The 17326-nt window shown below is 65.6% G+C and carries 14 protein-coding genes; all 14 read left to right on the top strand.

Annotation, left to right across the window (positions count from 1 at the left end; all coding sequences use genetic code 11):
- Nucleotides 1–124: 124 nt before the first annotated feature.
- Complete coding sequence (locus G3N94_RS32625; RefSeq protein ID WP_205797686.1) at nucleotides 125–778, top strand: DUF502 domain-containing protein; 654 nt, start codon at nucleotides 125–127, stop codon at nucleotides 776–778.
- Between the two features lie 60 nt (nucleotides 779–838).
- Nucleotides 839–2641 carry an aspartate--tRNA ligase gene (gene aspS, locus G3N94_RS32620; RefSeq protein WP_205797684.1) on the top strand — a complete coding sequence of 601 codons (1803 nt, stop codon included), beginning with the start codon at nucleotides 839–841 and terminating at the stop codon, nucleotides 2639–2641.
- Between the two features lie 157 nt (nucleotides 2642–2798).
- On the top strand, nucleotides 2799–3332 hold the full coding sequence (gene nudB / locus G3N94_RS32615) for a dihydroneopterin triphosphate diphosphatase (RefSeq protein ID WP_205797682.1): 534 nt from the start codon (nucleotides 2799–2801) through the stop codon (nucleotides 3330–3332).
- A gap of 5 nt (nucleotides 3333–3337) precedes the next feature.
- Nucleotides 3338–4612, top strand: coding sequence for a cardiolipin synthase ClsB (gene clsB, locus G3N94_RS32610; RefSeq protein WP_205797680.1), 1275 nt, complete (start codon nucleotides 3338–3340; stop codon nucleotides 4610–4612).
- Between the two features lie 187 nt (nucleotides 4613–4799).
- Complete coding sequence (locus G3N94_RS32605; RefSeq protein WP_205797678.1) at nucleotides 4800–5399, top strand: TetR/AcrR family transcriptional regulator; 600 nt, start codon at nucleotides 4800–4802, stop codon at nucleotides 5397–5399.
- 57 nt (nucleotides 5400–5456) lie between these two features.
- A complete protein-coding gene (locus tag G3N94_RS32600; protein ID WP_205797676.1) occupies nucleotides 5457–7244 on the top strand; it encodes an acyl-CoA dehydrogenase C-terminal domain-containing protein in 1788 nt (595 codons plus the stop codon).
- Nucleotides 7245–7360: 116 nt separating this feature from the next.
- Nucleotides 7361–9796 (top strand): 3-hydroxyacyl-CoA dehydrogenase/enoyl-CoA hydratase family protein, encoded by a 2436-nt coding sequence (locus G3N94_RS32595; protein WP_205797674.1) that lies wholly within the window; start codon nucleotides 7361–7363, stop codon nucleotides 9794–9796.
- A 23-nt stretch (nucleotides 9797–9819) separates the two neighbouring features.
- Nucleotides 9820–11019: an acetyl-CoA C-acyltransferase gene (locus tag G3N94_RS32590; protein WP_205797672.1), complete on the top strand. Its 1200-nt coding sequence runs from the start codon at nucleotides 9820–9822 to the stop codon at nucleotides 11017–11019.
- 91 nt (nucleotides 11020–11110) lie between these two features.
- A complete protein-coding gene (locus G3N94_RS32585) occupies nucleotides 11111–11878 on the top strand; it encodes an enoyl-CoA hydratase (RefSeq protein ID WP_205797671.1) in 768 nt (255 codons plus the stop codon).
- Between the two features lie 346 nt (nucleotides 11879–12224).
- Nucleotides 12225–13115 carry a ubiquinol oxidase subunit II gene (cyoA, locus tag G3N94_RS32580; protein ID WP_205797669.1) on the top strand — a complete coding sequence of 297 codons (891 nt, stop codon included), beginning with the start codon at nucleotides 12225–12227 and terminating at the stop codon, nucleotides 13113–13115.
- A 3-nt stretch (nucleotides 13116–13118) separates the two neighbouring features.
- Nucleotides 13119–15131, top strand: a complete 2013-nt coding sequence (cyoB, locus tag G3N94_RS32575; RefSeq protein ID WP_205797667.1) for a cytochrome o ubiquinol oxidase subunit I — start codon at nucleotides 13119–13121, stop codon at nucleotides 15129–15131.
- On the top strand, nucleotides 15131–15742 hold the full coding sequence (cyoC, locus tag G3N94_RS32570) for a cytochrome o ubiquinol oxidase subunit III (protein ID WP_205797665.1): 612 nt from the start codon (nucleotides 15131–15133) through the stop codon (nucleotides 15740–15742). Before cyoB ends, cyoC begins: the two co-directional genes overlap by 1 nt.
- Nucleotides 15743–16075, top strand: coding sequence for a cytochrome o ubiquinol oxidase subunit IV (gene cyoD / locus G3N94_RS32565; RefSeq protein ID WP_205797663.1), 333 nt, complete (start codon nucleotides 15743–15745; stop codon nucleotides 16073–16075).
- Between the two features lie 109 nt (nucleotides 16076–16184).
- On the top strand, nucleotides 16185–17326 hold a 1142-nt coding region (locus tag G3N94_RS32560; RefSeq protein WP_241022192.1), incomplete at its 3' end, for a fatty acid desaturase.

Raw genomic sequence — 17326 nt, 5'->3', positions numbered from 1 at the left:
GCGGCGAGCGCTGCTCCGGCGTCCACGCCCGCGCCGGCCGCGACGCCTGCGGCCACCAGTTGACTGTCGCGGCCCGGCCGGGCCGCGCTCAATCCGCGCCGGCGGCGCGGCACTTTGACGGCAGATGATGAAAAAGACGACCCTGAAATCGGTGTTTCTGACCGGCCTGCTGGTTCTCGTCCCGCTCGCGATCACGCTGTGGGTGCTCGGTCTCATCATCGGCACGATGGACCAGACGCTGCTGCTGCTGCCGGAATCGTGGCAGCCCGAGCGGATGCTCGGCTTCCACCTGCCGGGGATCGGCGCGGTGCTGACGCTCGCGTTCATCTTCGTCGTCGGGCTCGCGACGCGGAACTTCATCGGCCAGAAGCTCGTCACGTGGTGGAACGCGGTGGTGCGCCACATTCCGGTCGTCGGGCCGATCTACACGAGCGTCAAGCAGGTGTCGGACACGCTGCTGTCGAGCAGCGGCAATGCGTTCCGCAAGGCGCTGCTGATCGAGTATCCGCGCCGCGGCTCGTATACGATCGCGTTCCTGACCGGCACGCCCGGCGGCGACGTGCTCAATCATCTGACGGAAGAATACGTGAGCGTCTACATCCCGACGACGCCGAACCCGACGTCGGGCTTCTTCCTGATGCTGCCGAAAAGCGAAGTCATCGAACTCGACATGTCGGTCGATGCCGCGCTGAAGTACATCGTCTCGATGGGCGTGGTGGCGCCCCCGGCGCCGGCCCCGGCGCCCGCGCGCCGTCCCCCCGTCGAGCCGCCGCTGTAAATCATTGCCCGGGCCGCGCGTTGCGGCGCCCGTTGATCAAACCGAACGAAAGCAAACATCATGTCGATGCGAACTGAATACTGCGGTCTCGTGACCGAACACCTGCTGGGCCAAACCGTGTCGCTGTGCGGCTGGGTGCAGCGCCGCCGCGATCACGGCGGTGTGATCTTCATCGACCTGCGCGATCGTGAAGGCCTCGTGCAGGTGGTGTGCGACCCGGATCGCGCGGAGATGTTCGCGACCGCCGAAGGCGTGCGCAACGAATTCTGCGTGCAGGTGAAGGGCCTCGTGCGCAATCGTCCGGAAGGCACGGTCAACGCCGGCCTGAAGAGCGGCAAGATCGAAGTGCTGTGCCACGAGCTGGTCGTGCTGAACGCATCGGTCACGCCGCCGTTCCAGCTCGACGACGACAACCTGTCGGAAACGACGCGTCTCACGCACCGCGTGCTCGACCTGCGCCGTCCGCAGATGCAGCACAACCTGCGCCTGCGCTACCGTGTCGCGATCGAGGCACGCAAGTACCTCGACGAGCAGGGCTTCATCGACATCGAGACGCCGATGCTCACGAAGAGCACGCCGGAAGGCGCGCGCGACTACCTCGTGCCGTCGCGCGTGAATGCGGGCCAGTTCTTCGCGCTGCCGCAGTCGCCGCAGTTGTTCAAGCAGCTGCTGATGGTCGCGAACTTCGACCGCTACTACCAGATCACCAAGTGCTTCCGCGACGAAGACCTGCGCGCTGACCGCCAGCCGGAATTCACGCAGATCGACTGCGAAACGTCGTTCCTCGGCGAGCAGGAGATCCGCGACCTGTTCGAGGACATGATCCGTCACATCTTCAAGACGACCATCGACGTCGAGCTGGATGCGAAATTCCCGGTCATGCCGTACTCGGAAGCAATGGCGCGTTTCGGCTCGGACAAGCCGGACCTGCGCGTGCAGCTCGAGTTCACCGAGCTGACCGACGCGATGAAGGACGTCGAGTTCAAGGTGTTCAGCACGCCGGCCAACGCGAAGGACGGCCGCGTCGCGGCGCTGCGCGTGCCGAAGGGCAGCGAGCTGTCGCGCGGCGACATCGACGGCTACACCGAGTTCGTGCGCATCTACGGCGCGAAGGGCCTCGCGTGGATCAAGGTCAACGAGAAGGCGAAGGGCCGTGACGGCCTGCAGAGCCCGATCGTCAAGAACCTGCACGACGCGTCGATCGCGGCGATCCTCGAGCGCACCGGCGCGCAGGACGGCGACATCATCTTCTTCGCGGCCGACCGCGCGAAGGTCGTCAACGACAGCCTCGGCGCGCTGCGCCTGAAGATCGGCCACTCGGAATTCGGCAAGGCGAACGGCCTCGTCGAAGCAGGCTGGAAGCCGCTGTGGGTCGTCGACTTCCCGATGTTCGAATACGACGACGAAGACGCGCGCTACGTCGCCGCGCACCACCCGTTCACGAGCCCGAAGGACGAGCATCTCGAGTATCTCGAGACGGATCCGGGCCGCTGCCTCGCGAAGGCGTACGACATGGTGCTGAACGGCTGGGAAATCGGCGGCGGCTCGGTGCGTATCCACCGCGAGGAAGTGCAGAGCAAGGTGTTCCGCGCGCTGAAGATCGGCGCGGAAGAGGCGCAGCTGAAGTTCGGCTTCCTGCTGGACGCGCTGCAGTACGGCGCGCCGCCGCACGGCGGTATCGCGTTCGGTCTCGACCGCATCGTCACGATGATGGCCGGTGCCGATTCGATTCGCGACGTGATCGCGTTCCCGAAGACCCAGCGCGCGCAGTGTCTGCTCACGCAGGCGCCGAGCCCGGTCGACGAGCGCCAGCTGCGCGAGCTGCACATCCGCCTGCGCCAGCCGGAACAGCCGAAGGCGTAATGCTCGCTTCGGTCTGAACGCGCGCGTGGCGACACGCGCGCCGCATGATGAAAAAGGCGCCACCGTGCGCCTTTTTCGCTTTTTGCGGTACAGTCGCAGCACCCGCCGTGCTGCCCCGGTCACCGGGCGCGCGGCCTTGTGCCGTATGAAACAAACAATGACGAAGCCGCCGAAAATTCCCGAATCCGTTCTCGTCGTGATCTACACGCCCGCGCTCGACGTGCTGGTGATCAAGCGTGCCGACCAGCCCGATTTCTGGCAATCGGTCACCGGATCGAAGGACACGCCCGACGAGCCACTTGCGCTCACGGCCGCGCGCGAAGTGGCCGAGGAAACGGGCATCGTGGTCGGCAGTGCGGACGTGCCCGCGAGTGCGCTCGTCGACTGGCATCACCGGATCGAATACAGCATCTATCCGCAATACCTGCATCGCTATGCGCCGGGCGTCACGCGCAACACCGAACACTGGTTCGGGCTGTGCGTGCCGCATCGCGTCGACGTGACGCTCGCGCCGCGCGAGCACGTCGACTATGTGTGGCTGCCGTATCGCGACGCGGCCGAGCGCTGCTTCTCGCCGTCGAACGCGGAAGCGATCCTGCAATTGCCCGCGCGCGCGGCCCGGCCCCCGGTTGGCGCGACCCCGGATGGCCGGACCCCGGGTGGCCGGATCCCGGGTGGCCGGACCCCCTGATTCACATGAACGGGGAGGCCCGCAAGCGATTCGCGCAACTGCGGCAGATGTTCCTGCAGGAGCGGGGCTCCGCATCGCGGCTCGCGTTCACGTCGGGCAATGCCGTGCGGCTCTGCCAGGGCGGCGAGGACTTCTTCGGCGCACTGATCGAACGGATCGACGGCGCCCGCGAGCAGGTAATGCTCGAAACCTATATCTTCTGCGACGACGCGGCCGGACGGCCCGTGTCCGACGCGCTGATGCGCGCCGCGCAGCGCGGCGTGCGCGTGCGCGTGATCACCGACGGCATCGGCACCGCACGGCTGCCGCTATTCGATACCTGGGCCGACGCGGGCATCGAGCATTGCATCTACAACCGCTACCTGTTCGGCCGCTTCGGCTTCTCGCGCACGCACCGCAAGCTTGCCGTCGTCGATCGCGCGTATGCGTTTTGCGGCGGCATCAACATCGTCGACGACTACGCGCAGAACGGCACGACGCTCGACTATCCGCGCTGGGATTTCAGTGTCGAGATGACGGGGCCCGTCGTCGCCGACGTGCGCGCCGCGCTGGAGCTGCAATGGCACCGGATCCGGTTCGGCCACAAACCTTACGCGCAGTACGCGGCGGGGCTGGCCGGCGGCGACGCGTTTCCCGACATGTTTCGCCGCTGGATGCGCAGCCACCGCTGGATCAAGGCCGGTGCGCTCAGGATCGTGACCGAGCCGAGCGTCGCGTTCGTCGCGCGCGACAACGTCGTGAACCGCCGTGCGATCGAGAAGGCGTACCTCGCGGCGATCGGCCAGGCGCGGCAGCGGATCCTGCTCGCGAATCCGTATTTCATGCCGGGCCGCAAGCTGCGCCGCGCGCTGGCGGGCGCCGCGCGGCGCGGCGTCGACGTGCGGATCCTGATCGGCCGCAACGAATTCGCGGCGCTCGACACCGCGGTGCCGTTCCTGTACCACGCGCTGCTGCGCGCCGGCGTGCGGGTGGCCGAATACGACAAGACGATGCTGCACGGCAAGGTCGCCGTGATCGACGACAATTGGGCGACGGTCGGCTCGTCGAATCTGGACGCGCTGAGCCTGATGTTGAACAATGAGGCCAATGTCGTGCTGGTGCGGCACGACACGGTGACGAACGAGCTGCGCGACGCGATCGCCGCGGCGTTCGCCGACGGCCGCGAGATCGACCCGGCGCGCTATGCGGCGCGCCCGTTCGCGGAGCGTGTGCTGAACTGGCTCGCCTATGCAACCTACCGCACCTTGATGAAGGCGCTGACGGTCGGCGGATACGACTAAGCACGCATTTCATACTTTCCCGCACGGCCGTGCGGAAAACCGCATCCAACGCGGTCCGAATCGCGCAAAATAGCGGTTCGGTTAGACACCAGTTTCTAATAATTTCCTTGTTTCGCGGACGGTCGCACTCAATAATAGTACGGCCGTTCGATTTTATTCGAACCCCCGAACGGTTACAGAAATAGCTATGCGAAAAGGCGAACAGACGCGTGCCGCGATCCTTGAAGCTGCATTGGACCTCGCCAGCCGTGACGGGCTGGAGGGGCTGACGATCGGCCTGCTGGCCGAGCGCATGCAGATGAGCAAGAGTGGCGTGTTTGCGCACTTCGGATCGCGCGAGGATTTGCAGGTGGAAGTCGTGCGCGAGTATCACCATCGTTTCGAAAACGAGGTGTTCTTTCCGAGCCTGCGCGAGCCGCGCGGTCTGCCGCGTCTGCGTGCAATGCTGGCGCGCTGGATCGAGAAGCGCATTCAGGAGGTGACGACTGGATGCATCTACATCAGCGGCGCCGTCGAGTACGACGACCGGCCGGACAGTTCCGTGCGCGAGCAGTTGGTCGCGAGCGTGAGCGCCTGGCGTGCCGCGTTGCTGCGCGCGATTTCGCAAGCGAAGGACGAAGGCCATCTGCGTGCGGACACCGATCCGGACCTGATGCTCTTCGAGCTGTACGCCGTCACGCTCGGCCTGCATCACGACGCGCGCTTCCTGCATTCGCCGGAGGCGGTGCGCCTGACGTGGGCCGCGCTGGAAAAAACGATTGTTTCGTATCAGAGCGAGAGCCGTTAGCGGCGCGTGATCCGCCCGCCAGGAGCTCGAGCCGTTTGCCCTACTTTGGAGAGAGTCATGGGACAGTACGCCGCGCCGCTGCGCGACATGCAATTCGTGTTGCACGAGCTTCTGAACGTCGAAGCCGAAGTCAAGCAAATGCCCAGGCATGCGGACCTCGACGCCGACACGATCAACCAGGTCCTCGAAGAAGCGGGCAAGTTCTGCTCCGAGGTGCTGTTCCCGCTGAACCAGGTCGGCGACCGTGAAGGCTGCACGTACGCCGGCGACGGCGTCGTGAAGACCCCGACCGGCTTCAAGGAAGCCTACCAGCAATACGTCGAGGCCGGCTGGCCGGCGCTCGGCTGCGATCCCGATTACGGCGGCCAGGGGCTGCCCGCGTTCGTGAACAACGCGCTGTACGAAATGCTGAACTCGGCGAACCAGGCGTGGACGATGTATCCGGGCCTGTCGCACGGCGCGTACGAATGCCTGCACGCACACGGTGCGCCCGAACTGCAGCAGCGCTACCTGCCGAAGCTCGTGTCGGGCGAATGGACGGGCACGATGTGCCTGACCGAGCCGCACTGCGGCACCGACCTCGGCATCCTGCGCACCAAGGCCGAACCGAACGCCGACGGCTCGTACTCGATCAGCGGCACGAAGATCTTCATCTCGAGCGGCGAGCACGACATGTCGAAGAACATCATCCACCTCGTGCTCGCGCGCCTGCCGGACGCGCCGCAAGGCACGAAGGGGATCTCGCTGTTCATCGTGCCGAAATTCATCCCCGACGCGTCGGGCGAGCCGGGCGAGCGCAACGGCATCAAGTGCGGCTCGATCGAGCACAAGATGGGCATCCACGGCAACTCGACCTGCGTGATGAACCTCGACAACGCGACGGGCTGGATGGTCGGCGAGCCGAACAAGGGCTTGAACGCGATGTTCGTGATGATGAATGCCGCGCGTCTCGGCGTCGGCATGCAGGGCCTCGGCCTCACGGAAGTCGCGTACCAGAACTCGCTGACGTACGCGAAGGAGCGCCTGCAGATGCGCTCGCTGACGGGCCCGAAGGCGCCGGACAAGCCGGCCGACCCGATCATCGTGCACCCGGACGTGCGCCGCATGCTGCTCACGCAGAAGGCCTACGCGGAAGGCGCGCGCGCGTTCACGTACTGGTCGGCGCTGCAGATCGACAAGGAGCTGTCGCATGCCGATGAAGCGGTGCGCAAGGAAGCGGCCGACCTCGTCGCGCTGCTCACGCCGATCATCAAGGCGTTCCTGACCGACAACGCGTTCGAGTGCACGAACCACGCGATGCAGATCTACGGCGGCCACGGCTTCATCTCCGAGTGGGGCATGGAGCAATACGTGCGCGACGCGCGGATCAACATGATCTACGAAGGCACGAACTCGATCCAGTCGCTCGACCTGCTGGGCCGCAAGGTGCTCGGCGACATGGGCGCGAAGCTGAAGAAGTTCGGCAAGCTCGTCACGGAGTTCGCGGAAGCCGAAGGCGTGAAGCCCGAGATGGCCGAGTTCATCAACCCGCTCGCGGACATCGGCGACAAGGTGCAGAAGCTGACGATGGAAATCGGCATGAAGGCGATGCAGAACCCGGACGAAGTCGGCGCTGCCGCCGTGCCGTACCTGCGTACCGTCGGCCACCTCGTGTTCTCGTACTTCTGGGCTCGCATGGCACGCCTCGCGCTCGACAACGAAGCATCGGGCGATCCGTTCTACAAGTCGAAGCTCGCGACCGCACGCTTCTACTTCGCGCGTCTGCTGCCCGAGACCGCATCGACGATCCGCGCCGCGCGCGCCGGTTCGAAGACGATGATGGAAGTCGACGAATCGCTGTTCTGATCTGACGTCGGGCGGCGCGCATCGCGTGTCGCCCGGTCGGTACGGTTCCTGGTACTCACTTCGCCGCGTAGCCCTTCATACGATCCGCGCTACGCAGCTTCATCCGGAGACATCCCGTGAGCAATTTCATCATTCGCAAGGTGGCCGTGCTGGGCGCCGGCGTGATGGGCGCGCAGATCGCCGCGCATCTCGTCAACGCGCGCGTGCCCGTGCTGCTGTTCGACCTGCCGGCCAAGGAAGGCCCGAAGAACGCGATCGCGCTGAAGGCGATCGAGAACCTGAAGAAGCTGTCGCCCGCGCCGTTCGGCGTGAAGGAAGACGCGAAATACCTCGAGGCCGCGAACTACGAGGACGATATCGCGAAGCTCGCCGAGTGCGACGTCGTGATCGAGGCGATCGCCGAGCGGATGGACTGGAAGCACGACCTGTACAAGAAGGTCGCGCCGCACCTCGCGCCGAACGCGATCTTCGCGACCAACACGTCGGGCCTGTCGATCACCAAGCTGTCCGAAGGATTCGCCGACGAGCTGAAGGCGCGCTTCTGCGGCGTGCACTTCTTCAACCCGCCGCGCTACATGCACCTCGTCGAGCTGATCCCGACCGCGCACACGCGCCCGGAAATCCTCGACCAGCTCGAGACGTTCCTGACGAGCGTCGTCGGCAAGGGCGTCGTGCGCGCGAAGGACACGCCGAACTTCATCGCGAACCGCGTCGGCATCTTCTCGATCCTCGCGGTGATCACCGAGGCCGCGAAGTTCGGCCTGCGCTTCGACGAAGTCGACGACCTGACCGGCAGCCGCCTCGGCCGCGCGAAGTCGGCGACGTTCCGCACCGCGGACGTGGTCGGCCTCGACACGATGGCGCACGTGATCAAGACGATGCAGGACAACCTCGCCGACGATCCGTTCTTCCCGGTCTACCAGACGCCTGCCGTGCTCGCCGAACTGGTGAAGCAGGGCGCGCTCGGCCAGAAGACGGGCGGCGGTTTCTACAAGAAGGAAGGCAAGGCGATCAAGGTGCTCGACGCGAAGACGGGCACCTATGTCGATTCGGGCGCGAAGGCGGACGAAACCGTCGGCCGCATCCTGAAGCGTCCGCCTGCCGAGCGCCTGAAGCTGCTGCGTGAAACGGACCATCCGCACGCGCAGTTCCTGTGGTCGATCTTCCGCGACGTGTTCCATTACATCGGCGTGCATCTCGAGTCGATCGCGGACAACGCGCGCGACGTCGACCTCGCGATCCGCTGGGGCTTCGGCTGGAACGAAGGCCCGTTCGAAGGCTGGCAGGCCGCCGGCTGGAAGCAGGTGGCCGAGTGGGTGCAGGAAGACATCGCGGCCGGCAAGGCGCTCGCGAACGTGCCGCTGCCAGCGTGGGTGCTCGAAGGCCCGGTCGCCGAACAGGGCGGCGTGCACACGGCCGAAGGCTCGTGGGCGCCGGCGTCGAAGCGCTTCGTGCCGCGTTCGGACCTCGCCGTCTACAACAAGCAGGTGTTCCGTGCGCCGCTGCTCGGTGAGACGGGCGCCGACCCGAAGACCTACGGCAAGACGCTGTTCGAGACCGACGCGGTGCGCGCATGGGTCGACGACCGTGCCGGTGAAGACGACGTCGTGATCGTGTCGTTCAAGTCGAAGATGAACACGATCGGACCGAGCGTGATCGACGGCCTCGTGCAGGCGATCGAGCTCGCGGAGAAGGACTACAAGGGTGTCGTGATCTGGCAGCCGACGTCGCTGAAGCTCGGCACGCCGGGCGGCCCGTTCTCGGCGGGCGCGAACCTCGAAGAGGCGATGCCGGCGTTCATGATGGGCGGCGCAAAGGGCATCGAGCCGTTTGTGAAGAAGTTCCAGCAAGGCATGCTGCGCGTGAAGTACGCGAACGTGCCGGTCGTCGCGGCCGTGTCGGGCATCGCGCTCGGCGGCGGGTGCGAGCTGATGCTGCACAGCGCGAAGCGCGTCGTGCACGTCGAGAGCTACATCGGCCTCGTCGAAGTGGGCGTCGGCCTCGTGCCGGCGGGCGGCGGCCTGAAGGAAGCGGCGCTGCGCGCGGCGGAAGCGGCCACGGCAGCCAACGCGACCACCGACATCCTGAAGTTCGTCACGAAGTCGTTCGAGAATGCGGCGATGGCGAAGGTGTCGGCGTCCGCGCACGATGCGCGTGCGATGGGCTACGTGAAGCCGTCCGACACGATCGTGTTCAACGTGTTCGAACTGCTCGACACCGCGAAGAAGGAAGCGCGTGCGCTGGCCGACACCGGCTACCGTGCGCCGCTGAAGGCGAAGGACGTGCCGGTCGCAGGCCGCTCGGCGATCGCGACGATCAAGGCATCGCTCGTCAACATGCGCGACGGCCGCTTCATCAGCGATCACGACTTCCTGATCGCGAGCCGCATCGCGGAAGCGGTGTGCGGCGGCGACGTCGAGGCGGGCAGCCTCGTCGACGAGGAATGGCTGCTCGCGCTCGAGCGCCGCGCATTCGTCGAGCTGCTCGGCACGCAAAAGACGCAGGAACGGATCATGGGCATGTTGCAGACCGGCAAGCCGGTGCGTAACTGAGCGAGCGGACAAGGAGTTCTGAAATGAGCAAACAACTGCAAGACGCATACATCGTCGCCGCCAGCCGCACCCCGATCGGCAAGGCCCCGCGCGGTGTCTTCAAGAACACGCGCCCGGACGAACTGCTGGTTCACGCGATCAAGTCGGCCGTCGCGCAGGTGCCCGGCTTCGACACGAAGCTGATCGAAGACGCGATCATCGGCTGCGCGATTCCGGAAGCCGAGCAAGGCCTGAACGTCGCGCGGATGGGCGCGCTGCTCGCGGGCCTGCCGCAGACGGTCGGCGGCGTGACGGTCAACCGCTTCTGCGCGTCGGGCATCACCGCGCTGGCAATGGCGGCCGACCGCATCCGCGTCGGCGAGTCGGACGCGATCTTCGCGGGCGGCTGCGAATCGATGAGCATGGTGCCGATGATGGGCAACAAGCCGTCGATGTCGCCGCACATCTTCGATCGCAACGAGGATTTCGGCATCGCATACGGGATGGGCCTGACCGCCGAGCGCGTCGCCGAGCAGTGGAAGGTGAGCCGCGAAGACCAGGACGCGTTCTCGGTCGAGTCGCACCGCAAGGCGCTCGCCGCACAGCAGGCCGGCGAATTCAACGACGAGATCGCTGCCTACACGATCACCGAACGCTTCCCGAACCTCGCGACCGGTGAAGTCGACGTGAAGACGCGTGAGATCGCGCTCGACGAAGGCCCGCGTGCGGACACGACGCTCGAAGGCCTCGCGAAGCTGCGCACGGTGTTCGCGAACAAGGGTTCGGTCACGGCCGGCAACAGCTCGCAGACGTCGGACGGCGCGGGCGCGCTGCTCGTCGTGTCGGAAAAGGTGCTCAAGCAGTTCAACCTGACGCCGCTCGCGCGCTTCGTGAGTTTCGCGGTGCGCGGCGTGCCGCCGGAAATCATGGGCATCGGCCCGAAGGAAGCGATTCCGGCTGCGCTGAAGGCCGCCGGCCTGAAGCAGGACGATCTCGACTGGATCGAGCTGAACGAGGCGTTTGCCGCGCAGTCGCTGGCGGTGATGCGCGACCTCGGCCTCGACCCGTCGAAGGTCAACCCGATGGGCGGCGCGATCGCGCTCGGCCATCCGCTCGGCGCGACCGGCGCGATCCGCGCGGCGACCGTCGTGCACGGCCTGCGCCGCCGCAACCTGAAGTACGGGATGGTGACGATGTGCGTCGGCACCGGCATGGGCGCCGCGGGCATCATCGAACGCCTGTAAGCGGGGCGCAACAGTAACGCCGACGGTGCGCGGGCCACGAGCTCGCGCACCGTTTTTTTCATTCCGATCGAGAACAGCATAGGAGACGCTTGTGACTGACATCCAGGTAGAACGCGCCGATGGCGTGATGACGATCACGATTGCACGGCCGTCGAAAAAGAATGCGCTGACGGCAGCGATGTATCAGGTAATGGCCGACGCGCTCGGCGAAGCGCAGGAAGACAACGCGGTCCGCGTGATCCTGCTGCGCGGCAGCGACGGCAATTTCAGCGCGGGCAACGATCTCGAGGATTTCCTGAAGACGCCGCCGAAGGACGAGAGCGCGCCGGTGTTCCAGTTTCTCGCGCGCATCAGCAGCGCGGCCAAGCCGGTTGTGGCCGCCGTGCCGGGCATCGCGATCGGCGTCGGCGTGACGATGCTGTTGCATTGCGATCTCGTGTACGCAGCCGACACGGCGACGTTCTCGCTGCCGTTCGTGTCGCTCGGGCTGTGCCCGGAGGCCGGGTCGAGCCTGCTGCTGCCGCGTCTCGCGGGCCATCAGGTCGCGGCGGAGAAGCTGCTGCTCGGTGAAGCGTTCGATGCGCTCGACGCGCACCGGATCGGCATCGTCAACCGCGTGCTGCCGGCTGCCGAGCTCGACGCATTCGCGGCGAAGCAGGCCGCGAAGCTCGCCGCGCTGCCAGCGTCGTCGCTGCGCGTGACGAAGGCGTTGCTGAAGGATGCGGGCGGCGTGCCGGTCGCGGCGCGGATGGCCGAAGAGGCGCAGCACTTCGGCGCGATGCTGCGCGCGCCGGAAGCGCGCGAGGCGATGACCGCGTTCTTCGAGAAGCGCAAGCCGGACTTCCGTCAGTTCGACTGACACGCCGCCAACAGCGCGGTCTCTGTTCGATATTCACGACCGGCGTGTCGCGTGACGCGCCGGGTCGATGACGCCCGACTCCGGGTCGGCGCGTCGTTTTCCTTTCCCCCGCATCCGCTTCCCCATCAGCAGTTACGCCGGCAGTTGCCGCCGGCAATCTCAAGCTCCCGCATTCGAACCGACTCGCACCGGTTTTCGCTCAAATCGGCGAAGTTTGTTCGCCGTCAAGATGCACTGCAGCAACTTTCCGTACAGTTCGCGCGGAGGTCGCCGCGGTCGACACGCGTCGCGCAACGGCGGTGTGCGGCCCGGCAGTCCTTCTCAACGACATTCAGGCGAACGAACAATGATCAGACGAATCACCGGCGGTGCGCGGGCGGCCCCCGCCATCGCGATACTGGCGGGACTGGCCGGATGCAGTGAACTTCACGTGCTCGACCCCAAGGGGGCGGTGGGCGTCGCGGAGAAATCGCTGATTGCGACGTCGACATGGGCGATGCTGATCGTCGTCGTGCCGGTGATCCTGCTGACGCTTTACTTCGCGTGGCGCTATCGCGCGTCGAACCGCAACGCGACCTATGCGCCGAACTGGTCGCATTCGACCGCGATCGAAGTCGTGATCTGGACCGTGCCGACGCTGATCATCCTGTTCCTCGGCATTCTCACGTGGAAGACCACGCACGAGCTCGACCCGTACAAGCCGCTCGAATCGTCGGTGAAGCCGATCGACGTCGAAGTCGTCGCGCTCGACTGGAAGTGGCTGTTCATCTATCCGGAGTTCGGCATCGCATCGGTCAACCAGCTCGCGATTCCCGTGGGCACGCCGGTGAATTTCCGCATCACGTCGGATTCGGTGATGAACTCGTTCTTCATCCCGCAGCTCGGCAGCCAGGTCTACGCGATGGCCGGCATGCAGACGCGCCTGCACCTGATCGCCGACGAAGCGGGCGATTACGCGGGCGTGTCGGCGAACTACAGCGGCCGCGGCTTCTCCGACATGAAGTTCCGCACGCTCGCCGAGCCGCGCGAGCAGTTCGACGCGTGGGTGCAGAAGGTGAAGGCGTCGTCCGACCGGCTCGACATGACCGCGTACAGCTCAGTCGCGCAGCCGAGCGAGAAGGCGCCCGTGCGCTACTTCTCGACGGTCGATCCGAAGCTGTTCCACAACATCATCGCGAAATACAACGACGGTCACGTCCTCGATCTGAAGGACGCTGCCTGTACGACGAAGGGGTAACGCATGTTCGGCAAACTGACACTTTCGGCGATCCCGTTCGATCAGCCCATCATCATGGGGGCGAGCGCCTTCATGGGGCTCGTCGTGCTGGGCATCGTCGCCGCGCTGACGGTCACCCGTCGGTGGAAATGGCTGTGGAGCGAATGGCTGACGTCGGTCGACCACAAGCGGATCGGCGTGATGTACATGATCGTCGCGGTGCTGATGCTGCTGCGCGGCTTCGCGGACGCGGTGATGATGCGCTTGCAGCTCGCGCTCGCGTACAACGGCCCCGGCTACCTGCCGCCGCATCACTACGACCAGATCTTCACCGCGCACGGCGTGATCATGATCTTCTTCATGGCGATGGCGCTCTTGGTCGCGTTCTTCAACCTGATCGTGCCGCTGCAGATCGGCGCGCGTGACGTCGCGTTCCCGTTCCTGAACTCGCTCTCCTTCTGGATGACGGCCGTGGCCGCGATCCTGATGAACATCTCGCTCGTGATCGGCGAGTTCGCGCAGGTGGGCTGGCTCGCGTATCCGCCGCTGTCGGAGCTGCAGTTCAGCCCGGGCGTCGGCGTCGACTACTACCTGTGGGCGCTGCAGATTTCCGGCGTCGGTACGCTGATCACCGCGATCAACTTCTTCGTGACGATCATCAAGATGCGGGCGCCGGGCATGACGCTGATGAAGATGCCCGTGTTCACGTGGACCGCGCTGTGCTCGAACGTGCTGATCATGGCAACGTTCCCGATCCTGACGGTCGCGCTCGCGCTGCTCGGCCTCGATCGCTACCTCGACATGCACTTCTTCACGAACGATGCAGGCGGCAACGCGATGCTGTACCTGAACCTGATCTGGGCGTGGGGGCATCCGGAGGTGTACATCCTCGTGCTGCCGGCGTTCGGCATCTATTCGGAAGTGATCGCGACGTTCGCGAAGAAGCCGCTGTTCGGCTACAAGACGATGGTGTATGCGTCGTGCGTGATCATGGTGCTCGCGTTCCTCGTGTGGCTCCACCACTTCTTCACGATGGGCTCGGGCGCCGACGTCAACGCGTTTTTCGGGATCATGACGATGATCATCGCGATCCCGACCGGCGTGAAGATCTTCAACTGGCTGTTCACGATGTACCGCGGGCGCCTCGAATTCACGGCGCCCGTGTTGTGGACGATCGGCTTCATGGTCACGTTCACGATCGGCGGCATGACGGGCGTGATGCTGGCGATTCCCGGCGCGGACTTCGTGCTGCACAACAGCCTGTTCCTGATCGCACACTTCCACAACACGATCATCGGCGGCGTCGTATTCGGCTATTTCGCGGGCGTCCATTACTGGTTCCCGAAGGTGTTCGGCTTCAGGCTCGACGAGAAGCTCGGCAAGCGCGCGTTCTGGTGCTGGTTCCTCGGTTTCTATGCGGCGTTCATGCCGCTCTACGTGCTCGGCTTCATGGGCATGACGCGCCGCCTGAATCACTACGACAACCCGGCCTGGCATCCGTGGCTCGTCGCTGCCGTGTTCGGCGTGGTGCTGATCGCGGTCGGCGTGCTGTTCCAGGTCGCTTCGGTGTGGGTCGGCTGGCGCAATCGTGCGCAGTCGCAGTATCGCGACGCGACCGGCGATCCGTGGAACGGCCGCACGCTCGAATGGGCGACGTCGTCGCCGCCGGCCGTCTACAACTTCGCGGTGATTCCGGACGTGCATGAGCTCGACGAGCTCGCGTATCGCAAGGCGAAGGGCCTCGGCATCGGGCTCGGCAAGAACGTCAAGTACCAGGACATCCACATGCCGTCGAATACGAGCGCGGGCCTGTTCGTCGGCGTGTTCAGCCTGCTGCTCGGCTTCGCGCTCGTCTGGCACATCTGGTGGCTCGCGATCGCGTCGCTCGTCGGCATCGTCGCGACGGTGGTGCTGTACAGCGCGCAGGACAACGAAGGCTATTACATTCCGGCGGATACCGTCCGCAAGATCGAGGAACAACGCGCGGGCGTGCGGATGCGCACGCCGTTGCCGGAAGCCGAACTGGAGGCGAACTGATGTCGTATCAATCTCTTGCGGGCGCTGCCCGCCAGCCGGCGGCGCATCACCATCCGCCGTCGCATTCGGTGTTCGGCTTCTGGCTGTACCTGATGACCGACTGCGTGATCTTCGCATCGCTGTTCGCGACGTTCGCGGTGCTCGGCAACCAGTTTGCGGGCGGCCCGACCGCGAAGGACCTGTTCGACATTCCGGGCGTCGCGCTCGAGACGGCCGCGCTGCTGCTATCGAGCATCACGTACGGTTTCGCAATGCTCGGCGCGCAGCGTCGCCGGCGTGGCGCGGTGTTCGTGTGGCTCGCGGTGACGTTCGTGCTGGGCGTCGCGTTTCTCGCGATGGAGCTGCGCGAGTTCTCGCACCTGATCGCGGAAGGCGCGGGGCCCGGACGCAGCGCGTTCCTGTCGGCGTTCTTCGCGCTGGTCGGCACGCACGGGCTGCACGTGGCCGTCGGCCTGTTGTGGATGGTCGTGCTCGTCGTGCAGATCGCGCGCGGCCCCGGCATGACGGAACGCGACTTCAGGCGCCTCACGTGCCTGAGCCTCTTCTGGCACTTCCTCGACATCGTCTGGATCTGCGTGTTCTCCTTCGTCTATCTCGCGAGCGTGATCTAAATGGCCCATTCGGAACTCATTCACCACGACGAAGCGCACGGCACGGCGCGCGGCTACATGGTCGGCTTCGTGCTGTCGGTGCTGCTGACGGCCGCGTCGTTCGGCCTCGTGATGGGCGGCGTGCTCGCGCCGAAGGCGGCGCTCATTGCGCTCGCGGTGCTCGCGTTCGTGCAGATCCTCGTGCACCTCGTGTGCTTCCTGCACATGAACACGTCGTCGAGCCAGCGCTGGAACGTGATGGCGTTCAGCTATACGGTGCTTACCGCGCTGATCCTGATCGTCGGGACGCTGTGGGTGATGCACAACGTCAGCATGAACATGATGTCGCGGTAACGGGCTTTCCGCGGATATTCCGCGGGCTTTCCGTTCACGCATTCGTGCCGTGTCCATTGCACGGCTGGTTTCCTTTCGGGGGCGCGCGGTTCGCGCGCCTTTCTGCATCATGGTCAATCAAGATTCCCAGACACCCGTTCGCGCCGACGCGCCGATGCCGCATCGCAAGGTCATCCGCTCGTGGCTCGTGCCGTTCGCCGCGCGCGAGATCGTGCGCCCGATCCTCCTGCTCGTGCTCGACTACGTGCTGCTGTTCGCGGCGTTCGCGGGCGCGCTGCTGATCCCGACGATCGTCGGCAAGATCGTTTGCGGGATGGCGGCCGGCTTCATCACGGGGCGGCTCTTCATCATCGGGCACGACGCGTGCCACCAGAGCCTGACGCCCGACCGACGACTGAACCGCTGGCTCGGCCGCATCGCGTTCCTGCCGTCGCTGACGCCGTACAGCCTGTGGGAAGTCGGGCACAACGTCGTGCACCACGGCTACACGAACCTGAAGGGTTTCGATTTCGTGTGGGCGCCGCATACGCCGGCGGAATACGCGGCGCTGTCGCCGACGCGCCGGCTGCTCGATCGCATCTACCGAAGCGGCTGGGCGCCGGGGCTCTACTATCTCGTCGAAATCTGGTGGCTGCGGATGTATTTCCCGACCAGGGGCTACATCGGCGCGTCGCGGCCCGTGTTCCGGCGCGATTGCCTGCTGGTGACCGGCTTCGCGGTGGTGTGGGTTGCTGCCGTCGTCTGGGCGGCGATCGCGACGCAGCAGTCCGTCGCGCTGCTCCTCGCGACCGGCGTGCTCGTGCCGTTCCTGTTCTGGTGCTCGATGATCGGGTTCGTCGTGTACGTCCACCATACCGATCCGCGCATCGCGTGGCATGCGAACCGGGCCGAATGGTCGAACGCCGCGCCGTTCGTGTCGACGACGCTGCATCTGACGTTCCCGTTCGGCATCGGCGGCCTGCTGCACCACATCATGGAGCACACGGCCCACCACGTCGACATGAGCGTGCCGCTCTACCGGCTCAAGCCCGCGCAGGCGAAGCTGGAGGACATGCTGCCCGGGCGCATCGTCGTGCAGCGCTTCAGCTGGCGCTGGTATTTCGATACGGCGCGGCGCTGCAAGCTCTACGACACCGACAGCAAGCTGTGGACCGACTATCTAGGCAACCGGACGAGCGAGCCGGCGAACGAGCTGGCAAGCGAGCCGCTGCCGCCGGCCGCGCCGGCTGCCGTGCCGGAGCCGGCGGGCAC

Origin of the sequence: Burkholderia sp. Ac-20353 (genome assembly GCF_017104785.1) — a bacterium.
Taxonomy (GTDB): domain Bacteria; phylum Pseudomonadota; class Gammaproteobacteria; order Burkholderiales; family Burkholderiaceae; genus Burkholderia.
This window is presented reverse-complemented; position numbering and strand designations above follow the sequence as displayed.

Bases quoted from the DNA above. Each gene is read 5' to 3' on its own strand.
- G3N94_RS32625 (WP_205797686.1), top strand. From the start codon at position 125: ATGATGAAAAAGACGACCCTGAAATCGGTGTTTCTGACCGGCCTGCTG.
- aspS (WP_205797684.1), top strand. From the start codon at position 839: ATGTCGATGCGAACTGAATACTGCGGTCTCGTGACCGAACACCTGCTG.
- nudB (WP_205797682.1), top strand. From the start codon at position 2,799: ATGACGAAGCCGCCGAAAATTCCCGAATCCGTTCTCGTCGTGATCTAC.
- clsB (WP_205797680.1), top strand. From the start codon at position 3,338: ATGAACGGGGAGGCCCGCAAGCGATTCGCGCAACTGCGGCAGATGTTC.
- G3N94_RS32605 (WP_205797678.1), top strand. From the start codon at position 4,800: ATGCGAAAAGGCGAACAGACGCGTGCCGCGATCCTTGAAGCTGCATTG.
- G3N94_RS32600 (WP_205797676.1), top strand. From the start codon at position 5,457: ATGGGACAGTACGCCGCGCCGCTGCGCGACATGCAATTCGTGTTGCAC.
- G3N94_RS32590 (WP_205797672.1), top strand. From the start codon at position 9,820: ATGAGCAAACAACTGCAAGACGCATACATCGTCGCCGCCAGCCGCACC.
- cyoA (WP_205797669.1), top strand. From the start codon at position 12,225: ATGATCAGACGAATCACCGGCGGTGCGCGGGCGGCCCCCGCCATCGCG.
- cyoB (WP_205797667.1), top strand. From the start codon at position 13,119: ATGTTCGGCAAACTGACACTTTCGGCGATCCCGTTCGATCAGCCCATC.
- cyoC (WP_205797665.1), top strand. From the start codon at position 15,131: ATGTCGTATCAATCTCTTGCGGGCGCTGCCCGCCAGCCGGCGGCGCAT.
- cyoD (WP_205797663.1), top strand. From the start codon at position 15,743: ATGGCCCATTCGGAACTCATTCACCACGACGAAGCGCACGGCACGGCG.